Here is a 13,471-nt window from a genome sequence, read left to right on the forward strand (position 1 = left end):
AGGGCCCGGTCCTCCGAGGAGGTCCGGGCCCTTCGCGTCGTGCACGAGCTGCAGGCTCACGCCCCGAGGGGGCGCTCGTCAGATGCTCAGGCCTCGACGACCTTCACAGCGATCTTCGCCGACACCTCAGGGTGCAGGCGGACCGACACGGAGAAGTCTCCGGTCGACTTGATCGGCTGGGTGATCTCGATCTTGCGCTTGTCGACGGTGACGCCACCGAGGGCAGCGACCGCGTCGGCGATCTCGGCCGTGGTGACGGCGCCGAAGAGGCGACCGCCGTTGCCGGCCTTCGCCTTCACGACGACAGGCTTCGACTGCAGCGAGTCACGCGTGGCCTTGGCCTCGTCGAGGGTGGCGATCTCGCGGGCCTTGCGGGCCTTGCGGATCGCGGTCACCTGCGACTCGGCACCCTTGGACCACGGGGTGGCCAGGCTGCGCGGGACGAGGTAGTTACGGGCGAACCCGTCCTTGACGTCGACGACGTCGCCAGGCTCACCGAGGCCGGTGACCTCGTGGGTAAGAATCAGCTTTGCCATGTGTCTTCAGCCCCTTCTCAGCGTGCAGATGACGAGTAGGGGAGAAGAGCCATCTCGCGTGCGTTCTTGACTGCACGCGCGATCTGACGCTGCTCCTGGGTGGACACACCGGTGACACGACGGGCGCGGATCTTCCCGCGGTCCGAGATGAACTTACGCAGCAGCGCGGTGTCCTTGTAGTCGACGGTCTCGATCTTCGCCGACTTCAGGGGGTTGGACTTCTTCTTCGGCTTACGCACAACGGGCTTTGCCATTGCGGTTGCTCCTTCACTCAAGGGTGCTCCGGACATCCGCGCGCGTGGCGCGGGGACGAGACCGGAGGCGATCTACGGGGTGGGGACTAGAACGGCGGCTCGTCGGCGAACGAGCTTGCGCTGTTCGACGACGCCGGACCTGCGGTCGCCCACGGGTCGTCTGCCTGTGCCTGTCCACCAGAACTGGCGCCGAAGCCGCCTCCGCCACCGCCGCCCGAGCGCTGGGCCCGGGTGACCTTCGCGGACGCGTACTTCAGGGAAGGACCGATCTCCTCCACCTGAAGCTCGACGACGGTGCGCTTCTCACCCTCACGGGTCTCGTACGAGCGCTGCACGAGTCGGCCCTGAGCGATGACGCGGGTTCCCTTGGTGAGGGACTCCGCGACGTTCTCAGCAGCCTCACGCCAGATCGAGCAGCGCATGAACAGCGTGTCGCCGTCCTTCCACTCGTTGCTCTGGCGGTCGAAGGTCCGAGGCGTGTTCGCGATCGTGAAGTTCGCGACCGCAGCCCCGGACGGGGTGAAGCGGAGCTCCGGGTCGCCCGTGAGGTTCCCGACCACCGTGATGACGGTGTCACCAGCCATTGCTTCTCTCCATTCGATTCCGTGCGGGTCGTGCGAGGTCGTGCAGGTGCTTCAGCGTGTGCTCAGACGTCTGCGCGCAGGATCTTGGTCCGCAGGACGACCTCGTTGAGGCCGAGCTGACGGTCCAGCTCCTTGGCAGTCGCAGGCGTGGCGGTGAAGTCGACCACCGCGTAGATGCCCTCTGTCTTCTTCTGGATCTCGAACGCCAGACGGCGGCGGCCCCAGATGTCGACCTTGTCGACCGATCCACCTTCGGTCGAGATGACCGTGAGGTACTTGTCGAGCGACGGAGCGACGGTGCGCTCTTCGATCTCGGGATCGAGGATGATCATCAATTCGTACTGACGCATGTGTGAACCCACCTCCTACGGACTCAGCGGTCACGGTCTTTCCGTGACAGGAGGGTTAGTGCGTACGTACGGCCGGGACGAGTCCCGGCCGCTCGGTGTGCGCCTCCTGCCCGATGGCGGGCAGCCGGACGCACACAACAGTGTCCAATGGTACCCGCCCGAGGTCCCGCCCGGAACCCCCGCCCGGACCCTAGAAGCCAGGCAGCTGGACGTCCCGTGAGACGGGTACGGCCCGCCCGACCGAGGTCGAGCGGGCCGCGCGGGCGTCGAGAGGCGTCATCCTCCGGGCAGGAGCCCGGCACCGTCATCGGCAGGAGGCGGCTCCACCGGCGCTGGATCAGTCGTCGGCTCCGGCGCTGGGGTCGACGGCGCGGGCGCGGGCGCAGGTGTGGTCGGAACCGGCTCAGGCGCTGGCTCAGGCCCCTTCGACACGATCACCGCGACGGTCGACCCGAGCGGGACCTCACTGCCAGGACCCGGGTTGACGCTGATGACGGTGCCCGGCGCGCTCGGGTCGAACTGCTCCGACACCGAGGGCGTGAGCCCGGCGGCCGCGATCGCACCGGACGCCGCGTCGCCGGAGCTCCCGACGAGACCAGCCGGCACGAGTGCCGTGGTCGGCTCCGGAGCCTCGGTCGTCGGCTCCGGCGTGGGGGTGGGCGTGAAGGTCGGGGTCGGCGGAGACGGTCGCTCGGGGAACTGCTCCACGTCTCGGCCTGCGAGCACCTTGCCCATGTAGTCGGTCCAGAGGTCCGCTGGCACTGTCGCACCCGTGACGTTGCGGTAGCCGCCGAAGGGCGTGATGCTCTCCTGCTCGCCGTTGGGCCCGGACTGGAACAGCGAGACCACCGTGACGAGCTTCGGGGTGTACCCGACGAACCAGGCTGACTTGTTCTCGTTGGTCGACCCGGTCTTGCCCGCGATCGGGACGCCGAGCTCCGAGGCGGTCTTGCCCGAGCCCTTCTCGACCACCTGCGTGAGCGCGTAGGTCAGCTCGGCGGTGTTCTCGGGCGTGAACTTGCGCTCGGCCGTCGTGTTCGCCGTGTAGACCACGGCGTCCTCGCCGTCGACCTTCTTGGTGACTGTCGCGACGATGTGCGGGGTTCGCGCCTCGCCGTTGGTCGAGAAGGTCGTGTAGGCACGGGCGATGTCGACGGGGTGCACCGAAGCCGTGCCGAGGACGTTGGACAGGACAGGGTCGAGGTCGACCGAGTCGGCGGGGATCCCTGCGGCCACGGCTGCGTCGACCGTCAGCTGCGGCCCGATCTCGTCGTTGAGCTCCAGGTACGCCGTGTTGATGGAGTCCTGGGTGGCCTTCTCGAGCGAGACGCGGCCATAGCTGGTGTCGGCGAAGTTCGTCGCCTTGTAGTTGTCGTAGTCGCGGAAGACCTTCGGAGAGTTCCCGTCGAAGGTGTCCTTGAGCGTCTTGCCCTCCTGGAGGGCGGCCATGAGCGTGAAGGGCTTGAACGTCGAACCGGCCTGCGCCACATCCATCGTCGCGCTGTTGAACTGCGAGGCGAGATAGTCCGCTCCCCCGTAGACCGCGAGGTATCCGCCTGTGGTGGAGTCCACCGTCACGACGGACTTCTTGAGGTTCGGCGAGCTGTCCTGCGGCATGGCGTTGACAGACTCGATGGCCATCGACTGGATGTTGGCGTCGATGGTCGTGCGGACCGTCAGCCCTCCGCTGTCGAGGTCTTCGCGGGTGATCGGCTCGGGCAGGGCCGCGAGCTCACGCTCGACCATGTCGATGAGGTATCCCTGCGGACCTTCCTTCCGGTTGGTCTGCTCGTAGGGGATGGTCTCGGGGAAGGTCGCGCTGGCCTCGTCGTACTCCGCCTGGGTGAGGAACCCCTCGGCGAGCATGCCGTCGAGCACGTACTTCCACCGTTCCTGGGCCTTCTCAGGGTTGGACTGCGGGTCCCAGTTCGACGGGGACGGGATGATCCCCGCGATGAGCGCGCCCTGCGAGACCGTCAGCTCCGAGGCCGGGATGCCGAAGTACTTGGTCGCCGCCACCTGGATACCGTAGGCACCGCGTCCGAGGTAGATGGTGTTGAGGTAGTTCGCGAGGATGTCTTCCTTCTTCTCCTGCCGGTCGATCTTGACCGCGAGGAGCATCTCCTTGAACTTTCCCGCGTAGCTCGTCGTCGTCTCGCCCGTGTAGTAGCGCTCGACGTACTGCTGCGTGATGGTCGAACCACCTGTCACCCGACCGTCACCGAGGGCCGCCTTGACGTTGCCGATGAAGGCACGCGTGAGGCCTTTGGGGTCGATCCCGGAGTTGTCGTAGAACGAGCGGTCCTCGGCAGCCACGGCGGCGTCGCGCACGTGCTGCGGGATCTGGTCGCCCGGGATGATCTCGCGGTCCTGGTCGGCGAAGACCGTCATGGGCTCGCCGGTAGCGTAGTAGACCGTGGACTTCTCGGGGAGGGTCACCGAGTCGGGGGTGGGGACGGCCAGGCTCACGTAGGCGGCGATGACGACGCCGCAGACCAGGGCGATGCCCGTGAGGATCGCTCCGAGCACGAAGCGCCACGAGGGGATCCAGCGGCGGATCGGGCCCTTGCCGTAGCGGGGGTAGTTGAAGAACCGGCGACGTCCGCCGCCACCGCCCTTGCCGCCCGAGCCGGCGCCTGCAGCGCCCTTGCCCCCCGCGGCTGCGCCGCTCTTCGCGGACGTGCGGGCCGTGGTGGCAGCGCCGGTCTTCGTCGCGGTGCTGGTCCTCGCCGGGGAGGTCTTCCCTGCTGCCGCCGGCGGGATCGAGCCTGGGCGAGCGCTCGTTGCGGCGCGCTGGGGCCTGGTCGCGCCCTTCGCGCCGGCAGCCGGCGCTGCGGCGGGGCGTGCTGTGCCCGGGGCCCCGGTCGCACGAGAGGTCGCGGAGACCCGGACAGGCGTCGTGCCTGACGGACCCTGCTGAGGTCGTCCAGTCGAGCTTGCCACGCGCGGACCTTTCCTACGGCTGTCGATGTGAGCAGACCGCGGCGGAGGGCCGGTCCAGGTCTGCTGGTGGGCCGCGCACCTGGCGCGCCCGGCGGGACGTCTGGCCTCACCGTGGTGCGGGAGCGCACGAGCCCACCGTGAACTGTAGAGGCTGGGCCGTTCGAGTTCACGCGATTGGGCGTCGCCGACCCAGTTCTGTGCCACGCCCGCTCACCAGTTCCCCGTCTCCTTCACATCCGGCGGCAGCCGCGCAGACTCAGGGTTCACCCGGCCTGGGCCGGCCCGGAGAAGGCACACCGGAGGGCAGCCACCCTTGCGCGACAGTGTCGATGTGCCTAGTCTTCCGATGTATCGATCCGATACATCGAGTCCCGTCTTGGGTGCTCGTGGGAGCTCACGAGGGTATCCAGGAGGTGTCTGTGCGCAGCAAGTCGTCCGTCTTGGAGACCGCCGTGCTCGGCCTCCTCAACGACTCCCCGCTGCACGGCTACGAGCTGCGCAAGCGCCTCAACCTGGTCCTCGGTTCGTTCCGGGCGCTGTCCTACGGGTCGCTGTACCCGTGCCTGAAGTCTCTCGTGACACGCGGTCTCATCGTCGGTGCCGCGTCGGACGAGGCTCCCCCGCACGCACTCTCGGGCAAGCGGGCGCGCATCGTCTACACGCTCACGGCCGACGGCAAGGAGCACCTGCAGTCCGTGCTCGCGTCGTCAGGTCCGGCCGCGTGGGAGGACGAGAGCTTCGACGTGAGGTTCGCGTTTTTCGGGCAGACAGACGCCGAGACCAGGATCCGCATCCTCGAAGGTCGGCGCAGCCGGCTCAACGAGCGCCTGGAGAACGTGCGTGACTCGTCCGCACGGACCCGGGACAGGCTCGACGAGTACACCCTCGAGCTGCAACGACATGGCCTCGAGCAGGTCGAACGTGAAGTTCGATGGCTCGACGGCCTCATCAACACCGAGCGCGACCGTCGTCGTGCCCGGACCACGGGGGTGACCCCGGGCGCCAGCCTGACGGCGGACGCACAACCTGCAGCACCAGATCAGATCAATCCATACGTTGTCGACGACCTCGGTCGCGACACAGACAGCAAGGAGCGAGGATGACTGCCATCCGCGTCGCCATCGTTGGCGTTGGAAACTGCGCGACCTCCCTGATCCAGGGCGTCGAGTTCTACAGGAACGCCGACAAGAACGAGACCGTCCCCGGTCTCATGCACGTCCAGTTCGGCCCGTACCACATCTCGGACCTCGAGTTCGTGGCTGCCTTCGACGTCGACGCGAAGAAGGTCGGCTTCGACCTCGCCGACGCCACGCAGGCGTCGGAGAACAACACCATCAAGATCGCCGACGTCCCGCCGACAGGCATCAACGTGCTGCGCGGCCCGACGCTCGACGGCCTCGGCAAGTACTACCGCGAGACCATCGAGGAGTCGGACGCTGCAGCGGTCGACGTCGTCCAGACCCTCAAGGACGTCAAGGCTGACGTCCTCGTCTGCTACCTCCCCGTCGGCTCGGAGAAGGCTGCGAAGTTCTACGCGCAGGCTGCGATCGACGCGAACGTCGCCTTCGTCAACGCGCTCCCCGTCTTCATCGCCTCGGACCCCGTCTGGGCCAAGAAGTTCGAGGACGCTGGCGTCCCGATCGTCGGCGACGACATCAAGTCGCAGGTCGGCGCGACCATCACGCACCGCGTGCTCGCCCGCCTCTTCGAAGACCGCGGCGTCGTGCTGGACCGTACGTACCAGCTGAACGTCGGCGGCAACATGGACTTCAAGAACATGCTCGAGCGTGAGCGCCTGGAGTCCAAGAAGGTCTCCAAGACCCAGGCCGTGACGTCGAACCTCGACGGACCTCTCGGTGGCAAGACCTCCGACCGCAACGTCCACATCGGCCCGTCGGACTACGTCGCCTGGCTCGACGACCGCAAGTGGGCCTACGTCCGCCTCGAGGGTCGCGCCTTCGGTGAGGTTCCCCTCAACCTCGAGTACAAGCTCGAGGTCTGGGACTCGCCCAACTCGGCCGGCATCATCATCGACGCCGTCCGTGCCGCGAAGATCGCGAAGGACCGCGGCGTCGGTGGCCCGATCCTCTCCGCGTCGACGTACTTCATGAAGTCGCCGCCGGTCCAGATGGAAGACACCAAGGGCCGCGTCGAGCTCGAGGCCTTCATCGCTGGTACCAACGAGCGCTGACCCGAAGCGCAGCGAAGGTTGGGAGCCCCAGGCATGCTTTTCGCCTGGGSCTCCCGGCCGTAGCGGAGCGCAGGGGCAGCGCGACCGAAGAGACAGCGCGATACCGCACCCGACAGACCAAGCCCCCAGCGCACGCTTTTCGCCTGGGCCTCCRGCCGTAGCGGAGCGCACGGCTGTCGCGACCGAAGAGACAGCGCGCGCCCGCACCCGACAGATCAAGCCCTGTCGCGCCCGTCACCCCGCGCTCCCCTCCCCGAAGACCCGAGCCTCCCCCAGGCCCCGGGTCTTCTCTCGTCTCCCCTAGGCTTGCCCGCATGTCAGTCCCACAGGATCTCGCAGGCCTCCTCCGCGGCCGCGACTTCCGACGGCTCTTCGCCGTGCGCCTCGTGGGGCAGGCGGGCGACGGCATGTTCCAGGTCGGGCTCGCGACGCTCTTCTTCTTCTCCCCCGAGAGCCAGGGCACGGCCGGCTCGATCGCTGTGGCCTTCGCCGTGCTGCTCGCCCCGTTCACCGTGGTCGGCCCGTGGGCCGGGGTGCTGCTGGACCGCTGGCGACGCCGGCAGGTGCTCGTCCGCGTCAACCTCGCTCGGGTCGGCGTCACGCTGCTCATCGGCGTGTGGGTCCTGCTGTGGGGCATCGGTCCCGTCGTCTACGTCCTGGCCCTGGCGAACCTGTCGCTCAACAGGTTCGTGCTGGCGGCCCTCGCGGCGTCGTTGCCGCGGGTGGTGCCGCGGGAGCAGCTGCTCACCGCCAACTCCGTGGTGCCCACCTTCGGTGCGGGCGCCGCCGCGCTCGGTGGTCTGGTCGGGCTCCTGCTCGGCCTCGTGATGGCAGCGGGACCGTCGAAGGACGCCGCGTCGCTCGGCGCGGCGGCAGTCTTCTTCGCGTGCGCCGCGGCTGTCGCGGCCCGCTTCGGCACCGACAGCCTGGGCCCGGGCGAGCTCGCGGACGCCGACGTGGTCCGCGAGCGCCTGGCCCGTCTGGGTCGTGGGCTGGTCGAGGGCGGGCGGGCGCTCGGGCAGATCGGCACGCCAGCACAGGCCCTCGCGGTGATGGGCGTGCACAGGCTCTTCTACGGGGTCACCTTCGTGGCGAGCATCTTGCTGTCGCGGAACCTGCTGGCCGACCCGGGTGACCCGGATGCGGGGCTCGCGGTCTTCGCGTCGGTGCTCGCGGCCTCCGCGGTCGGCTTCGGCGCTGCAGTGCTGACGACCCCTGTGCTGGCCCGGCGGACAGGCTCGCAGGTGTGGGTCGTGCTGTGCCTGCTGTTGGCGGGGGCTGCGCAGCTGGTGCTGCTGACGTCCGTGCGGCTGCCAGTCCTGCTGGTCTGCGCCGCGCTGCTGGGCCTCGCCGCGCAGGGCGCGAAGATCGCCGTCGACACGATCGTGCAGCGGGACACCCCTGACGAGTTCCGGGGGCGGGCCTTCGCGCTCTACGACGTCGTCTACAACTCGGCCTTCATCGCGGCTGCGGCGATCGCGGCGGTGACGCTGCCGGACTCGGGGTACTCGCGCCCGGTGTTCGCCGTGCTCGCGCTCGGGTACCTCACGACGGCCGCGGTCTTCGGGGCTCGTGGGCTGCGCTCCCCCCGACCGACGTCACCCGCAGGTGCCTGACCCGCACCACCTCACCTGCCGTGCCGTGCTGTGTCCTGCCCTGCCCTGCCCTGCCGTGCTGTGCTGTGCTGTGCCGTGTCCTGCCCTGCCGTGCCGTGCCGTGCTGTGCTGTGCCGTGTCCTGCCCTGCCGTGCCGCGACCTGCCTCACGAGGTCGTCCCTCCTGCCACGAGGTCGTCCAGACACGCCGGGGACTGGACGCGGGCAGACAGATCTGGCGTGTCGGTACGACGTCGAGGTCTCCGGGACGACCTCGTGGGCGTCAGACCGACCTCGTGAGCCGCCGGGCCAACGGGCCAACGATGCACCGCCGGCTCACCGCCGGGTCACCGGGTCACCGCCGGGGTGCCACGAGCCCCGACTCGTAGGCGAGGATCACCAGGTGCGCCCTGTCGCGGACGTCCAGCTTGGTCATGATGCGGTTCACGTGGGTCTTGGCTGTGTGCGTCGAGATGACGAGGCCTGTCGCGATCTCCTGGTTGGTCTGCCCCGCGGCGACGAGCAGGAGCACCTCGCGCTCGCGCCCGGTCAGGCGGTCGAGGCCGTCGTCCTGCCACGCGTCGTCTCGTGGGACGTGCTGCTGCACGAACCTGCGCACGAGCGCCGTGGTGGCGGCCGAGGACAGCAGTGCCTCCCCCAGGTGGACCGTGCGGACAGCGCGGACGATGTCGTCAGGCTCTGCCCCCTTGCCGACGAACCCGCTGGCTCCGGCCCGCAGCGCAGCGACCACGTACTCGTCGTCCTCGAAGGTGGTCAGGACGAGCACCTTGGTGCCGGCCGCCGGGCCTGCGCAGATCTGCGCTGTCGCAGCGATCCCGTCGAGGTGCGGCATGCGGATGTCCATCACGACGACGTCAGGGGAGGTCGCAGCAACAGCGCGCACGGCCTCATGGCCGTCGGAGGCCTCCCCGACCACCTCGATGTCGCCGCTGTCGGTGAGGATGTCGCGCACGGCCTGACGCACCAGGGGCTGGTCGTCGACGACGAGGACGGTGATCACAGCGCCACCCTGCTCTCGACGGGGACGGAGATGTCGAGCCTGAACAGGCCGTCGGCCTGGGAGGTCTCGACGCGGCCCCGGACCGACGCGACCCGCTCACGGAGCCCACGGAGTCCATGACCGTCCAGGCTCTCGGGGCTGGCTCCGGGGCGCACAGGGTTGGTGACGGAGAGGTCGAGGGTTCCTCCCCTGCTCCGCACCACGACGGCCGCCGAGTCCCCGGTCCCGTGCTTGTGCGCGTTGGTGAGCCCCTCCTGGAGGACGAGGTACGCGACGTGGTCGCTCGCGGGCGAGAGCGCGGCGGTCTCGACGACGCCCGGTGCACGGTCCAGGTCGACCCGCAGCCCGACGCCGGCGAAGCGCGCCACGAGCTCGTCGACCTGGGCCAGCCCGGCCTGGGGGTGCAGGTCGCGGAGGTCGTCGGCGTCGTCGGCGCGCAGCAGGGCCATCAGCCCGCCGATGTCGGTCAGCACGGTCCGGGAGGCGCTCCGGATCGTCGTGAGAGCCTCGCGCGCCCGCTCGGGCCGGGTCTCCATCGACGACGACGCGACCCCGGCGCTCAGACTGATGACCGCGATCTGGTGGGCGACGACGTCGTGCAGGTCCCGCGCGATCCGCACACGCTCTTCCGTCACGCGTCGACGGGCCTCGTCGTCCAGGTCCCGCTCGGCTCGCTCGGCACGCTCTGTCACGGCGTCGAGGACCTGCTGCCGCGACGTCTCGGCCTCGCGCCGCGACCTGCTCGCGTCGCCGAGGGCACCGCCGAGGACGACGAAGAGCACGAACTGCAAGACCCGGGGGTCGAGCAGGTCGCCGTCGAGAGGCACCGTGGCGACCAGGAAGACGGCGACGGCCGCCGCGAGGACGCTCACGACGGCGACGGGTCGACGGGTGCGGTCAGCCGCCGAGAAGGCGGTGATCGCGACGGCCAGCAGCGCACTCGGGGCGAAGGTCCCGGCCAGGGCCACGACGACGACGCACCCGACAGACACCGCGAGCGCGAGCAGGGGTCGGCTGCGCCGGGACGGGAGCACCAGGACGGGCAGCAGGGCGACGGCCAGCGCGGGCCCGCCGGCTCTGAAAGCCTCGTCGGGGAAGGGCAGGACACCGAAGACGACGACCACGAGGACCGCGGCGACGTCGCGCACCCGGGCGGCCGAGCCGGACGGTCGGGGCGCTCGGGGCTGGGTCACCCACCCAGTATCCCGTCCCCCACCTCGGACCGGATCGCCCGCGGGAGTGACGTCGGCGTACGACGAGCGCGGTACGTCAGGTGTCCACGTGGGACTGACGCGCCGGGGAGGCTTGCGGCCGATGCTGTTCCGTGGGGCGCAGGGTGCGCCCCGGGAGAGGTGCGTGTGAAGAAGCCTGTGAAGAGACTGCTGCTGTCGGTGACGGCCGTGGGCGCCGTGCTCGCGGTCGGTCTGGCCACGACGACTGTCGTGAATGCTGTCGCGACGGGACGGGAGAAGGACCGCATCGAGTCCTACGGGCAGACCGTGACGGTCGACGGTCGGCAGATGAACGTCCAGGTGACCGGTGACGGCCCCGACGTGGTCCTGCTGCCCGGCTTCGGCACGGCCTCCCCGGTGCTCGACTTCGGCCCGCTCGTCACGGACCTCGCCGAGGACCACCGGGTGGTCGTCGTCGAGCCCTTCGGCTACGGCCTGAGCGACGGCACCGACGTGCCGCGCACCACGGAGAACATCGTGTCGGAGGTGCACGAGGCGCTGCAGGCCCTCGACGTCGACCGCTACGTGCTCATGGGCCACTCGATCGCCGGGCTCTACGGCATCGAGTACGCGACGCGGTACCCGGACGAGGTGACGGCATTCGTCGGGATCGACTCGAGCGTGCCGGGCCAGCCCGGCATGGACACGCAGTTCCCGACAGGGCTGATGGGGGCTGCGAAGTCCCTCGGCCTGGTGCGGGTGCTGTCGGCTGTCGCCGGTGACGGTCTCGACGGTGCTCAGGGCACCGAGGGCTCCGACGGCACCGGGGCATCAGCCGGCTCGCGCGGCTCCGACGCCACGGACGGCCCTGTCTACAGCGACCACGTGCGCGAGCAGATGCGCATGCTCAGCAACAAGAACTCCCTCTCCTCGACCTACCGCGACGAGATGGCGCACATCCCCGCGAACTTCGAGCGGGCTCTCGGCTCGACCTTCCCGACCGACCTGCCGCTGCTGCTCTTCGTGGTCGCGCACAACGAGAAGAACCCGGACTGGCTCCCGCTCCACGAGCAGCAGGCGGCCGAGGCCGACGACGGGACCGTGGTCCCCCTCGACGGCGAGCACTACCTGCACCACACCCACGCCCCCGAGATCGCCGACACCTTCCGCACCTGGGAGGCGACCCACCCGGCAGCCGACTGACCCCAGCCACCGCCGACGGCGCCTGTCGGCAGAGCGAGGTCAGGCCTGCTCTGGGCTCCGCGCGGCCCACCAGCGGACGAGCTCCTCGCGGGCGGCCTCCGGGCCGATCGGGCCGCGGTCCAGGCGCAGCTCCATGAGGAACTTGTACGCCTGTCCCACCTCTGGCCCAGGCTTCAGCGAGAGGGCCTCCATGATCTGCTGACCGTCGAGGTCCGGGCGGATCGACGCGAGCTCTTCTTCACCGCGCAGCACCTCGATGCGAGTCTCGAGGTCGTCGTAGGCGCTCGACAGACGCTGCGCCTTGCGCTTGTTGCGCGTGGTGCAGTCGGCCCGGGTGAGCCTGTGCAGGCGCTCGAGCAGCGGACCCGCGTCGGTCACGTACCGGCGCACCGCGGAGTCGGTCCACGCGCCGTCACCGTAGCCGTGGAACCGCAGGTGCAGCTCGACGAGCCTGGACACCTGGTTGACGGTCTCCTTGTCGAAGCGCAGCGCGCGCAGCCGCTTCGCGGTGAGCTTGGCACCGACGATCTCGTGGTGGTGGAAGCTCACCGTCCCGTTGCTCTCGAACTTGCGGGTCGCGGGCTTGCCGATGTCGTGGAGCAGGGCGGCGAGCCGCAGCACGAGGTCCGGACCGGGAACCGGACCGTCAGGACCGGTCTCGAGGTCGATCGCCTGGTCGAGGACCGTCAGCGAGTGCTCGTACACGTCCTTGTGCCGGTTGTGCTCGTCGACGGCCTCCTTCATGCCGACGAGCTCGGGCAGCACGTGGTCTGCCAGCCCCGACTCGACGAGCACGTGCAGCCCTTGGCGCGGGAACCTCGACACGAGCAGCTTCGACAGCTCGTCACGCACCCGCTCGGCCGAGACGATCGTGATGCGCTCGGCCATGTCACGGACGGCAGAGTCGGCCGAGGGGTCGACCGTGAAGCCCAGCTGCGCGGCGAAGCGCGCCGCGCGCATCATGCGCAGCGGGTCGTCGTCGAAGGACCGCACAGCCTCGATCGGGGTGCGCAGCACCTCGCGGGCCAGGTCGGTCAGACCGTCGTGCGGGTCGACGAAGGTGAGGTCCGGCAGCCGGACCGCCATCGCGTTGACCGTGAAGTCACGCCTGGACAGGTCACCGTCGAGGGTGTCGCCGAACACGACGAGAGGCTTGCGCGAGGCGGGGTCGTACTCGTCGGTGCGGTACGTGGTGACCTCGACGACCACCTCGGGCGCACCCCCGCGGGAGAACTTCTTGGCACCGATCGTGCCGAACTCCTTGCCGATGTCCCAGTGCGCATCACCCCAGGCGGCGAGCAGGCGCTGGGTGTCGTCGGGCCGGGCAGAGGTCGCGAAGTCGAGGTCGGCGCTCGACCGCCCGAGGAAGGCGTCCCGGACGGGGCCCCCGACGAGCGCGAGCTCGTGACCTGCTGCGGCGAAGATCTCACCGAGCTCGACGGCCTCGGGGGCCATCTGGGACAGAACGGTCGACAGGCGCCGTCTGAGCAGGGCGACATTCGCGGGCACGTCGATCTCCCGACCGCTCGCTAGGGCCGGATTCTCAGGGCTGGTGGACCCGCTGGCAGACCTCGTGGACTTCGACACAACATCAAAGCCTGCCAGACAAAGATAAAGTGGCCG

At 69.5% G+C, this 13,471-nt stretch carries 12 protein-coding genes; 4 read left to right on the top strand and 8 right to left on the bottom strand.

Translation table 11 applies throughout. From position 1 onward, the window contains the following. Positions 1-86: 86 nt before the first annotated feature. The 5 genes from rplI to ASG53_RS13805 form a co-directional block, all read right to left on the bottom strand. Entirely contained in the window at positions 87-536 is a 450-nt protein-coding gene (gene rplI / locus ASG53_RS13785; RefSeq protein ID WP_056134544.1) for a 50S ribosomal protein L9, read from the bottom strand. A 17-nt stretch (positions 537-553) separates the two neighbouring features. After that, on the bottom strand, positions 554-790 hold the full coding sequence (rpsR, locus tag ASG53_RS13790) for a 30S ribosomal protein S18 (protein WP_012868730.1): 237 nt from the start codon (positions 788-790) through the stop codon (positions 554-556). Positions 791-876: 86 nt separating this feature from the next. After that, complete coding sequence (locus ASG53_RS13795) at positions 877-1,374, bottom strand: single-stranded DNA-binding protein (RefSeq protein WP_056134547.1); 498 nt, start codon at positions 1,372-1,374, stop codon at positions 877-879. A gap of 62 nt (positions 1,375-1,436) precedes the next feature. Beyond that, on the bottom strand, positions 1,437-1,724 hold the full coding sequence (gene rpsF / locus ASG53_RS13800) for a 30S ribosomal protein S6 (protein ID WP_056134550.1): 288 nt from the start codon (positions 1,722-1,724) through the stop codon (positions 1,437-1,439). 276 nt (positions 1,725-2,000) lie between these two features. Continuing rightward, complete coding sequence (locus ASG53_RS13805) at positions 2,001-4,667, bottom strand: transglycosylase domain-containing protein (protein WP_156382814.1); 2,667 nt, start codon at positions 4,665-4,667, stop codon at positions 2,001-2,003. Between the two features lie 419 nt (positions 4,668-5,086). On the opposite strand from ASG53_RS13805, the gene ASG53_RS13815 reads away from it, so the two are divergent. From ASG53_RS13815 to ASG53_RS13825, 3 genes are all read left to right on the top strand, one after another. Beyond that, positions 5,087-5,770 carry a PadR family transcriptional regulator gene (locus tag ASG53_RS13815; RefSeq protein WP_056136301.1) on the top strand — a complete coding sequence of 228 codons (684 nt, stop codon included), beginning with the start codon at positions 5,087-5,089 and terminating at the stop codon, positions 5,768-5,770. Further along, positions 5,767-6,858 (top strand): inositol-3-phosphate synthase, encoded by a 1,092-nt coding sequence (locus ASG53_RS13820; RefSeq protein WP_056134570.1) that lies wholly within the window; start codon positions 5,767-5,769, stop codon positions 6,856-6,858. The genes ASG53_RS13815 and ASG53_RS13820 overlap by 4 nt, the downstream gene beginning before the upstream one ends. Before the next feature lie 314 nt (positions 6,859-7,172). Continuing rightward, positions 7,173-8,474 (top strand): MFS transporter, encoded by a 1,302-nt coding sequence (locus ASG53_RS13825; protein WP_056134571.1) that lies wholly within the window; start codon positions 7,173-7,175, stop codon positions 8,472-8,474. 333 nt (positions 8,475-8,807) lie between these two features. Here ASG53_RS13825 and ASG53_RS13830 read toward each other — a convergent pair whose 3' ends face one another. Both ASG53_RS13830 and ASG53_RS13835 read right to left on the bottom strand, forming a co-directional pair. Then, the gene (locus ASG53_RS13830; protein WP_056134574.1) at positions 8,808-9,473 is read right to left on the bottom strand and encodes a response regulator transcription factor; all 666 of its coding nucleotides are present in this window, start codon (positions 9,471-9,473) and stop codon (positions 8,808-8,810) included. Then, positions 9,470-10,666, bottom strand: coding sequence for a sensor histidine kinase (locus tag ASG53_RS13835; protein WP_056134577.1), 1,197 nt, complete (start codon positions 10,664-10,666; stop codon positions 9,470-9,472). The genes ASG53_RS13830 and ASG53_RS13835 overlap by 4 nt, the downstream gene beginning before the upstream one ends. A gap of 165 nt (positions 10,667-10,831) precedes the next feature. On the opposite strand from ASG53_RS13835, the gene ASG53_RS13840 reads away from it, so the two are divergent. Next, the gene (locus ASG53_RS13840; protein ID WP_056134579.1) at positions 10,832-11,848 is read left to right on the top strand and encodes an alpha/beta fold hydrolase; all 1,017 of its coding nucleotides are present in this window, start codon (positions 10,832-10,834) and stop codon (positions 11,846-11,848) included. Between the two features lie 39 nt (positions 11,849-11,887). On the opposite strand, the gene ASG53_RS13845 is transcribed toward ASG53_RS13840, so the two are convergent. Then, entirely contained in the window at positions 11,888-13,303 is a 1,416-nt protein-coding gene (locus ASG53_RS13845) for a CCA tRNA nucleotidyltransferase (RefSeq protein ID WP_235533945.1), read from the bottom strand. Positions 13,304-13,471 lie beyond the last annotated feature (168 nt).

Source organism: Sanguibacter sp. Leaf3 (assembly GCF_001425965.1).
Taxonomy (GTDB): Bacteria; Actinomycetota; Actinomycetes; order Actinomycetales; family Cellulomonadaceae; genus Sanguibacter; species Sanguibacter inulinus.

Excerpts from the sequence above, each read along its gene's own strand:
- rplI (WP_056134544.1), bottom strand. The coding sequence starts at position 536 with ATGGCAAAGCTGATTCTTACCCACGAGGTCACCGGCCTCGGTGAGCCT.
- rpsR (WP_012868730.1), bottom strand. The coding sequence starts at position 790 with ATGGCAAAGCCCGTTGTGCGTAAGCCGAAGAAGAAGTCCAACCCCCTG.
- ASG53_RS13795 (WP_056134547.1), bottom strand. The coding sequence starts at position 1,374 with ATGGCTGGTGACACCGTCATCACGGTGGTCGGGAACCTCACGGGCGAC.
- rpsF (WP_056134550.1), bottom strand. The coding sequence starts at position 1,724 with ATGCGTCAGTACGAATTGATGATCATCCTCGATCCCGAGATCGAAGAG.
- ASG53_RS13820 (WP_056134570.1), top strand. The coding sequence starts at position 5,767 with ATGACTGCCATCCGCGTCGCCATCGTTGGCGTTGGAAACTGCGCGACC.
- ASG53_RS13825 (WP_056134571.1), top strand. The coding sequence starts at position 7,173 with ATGTCAGTCCCACAGGATCTCGCAGGCCTCCTCCGCGGCCGCGACTTC.
- ASG53_RS13845 (WP_235533945.1), bottom strand. The coding sequence starts at position 13,303 with ATGGCCCCCGAGGCCGTCGAGCTCGGTGAGATCTTCGCCGCAGCAGGT.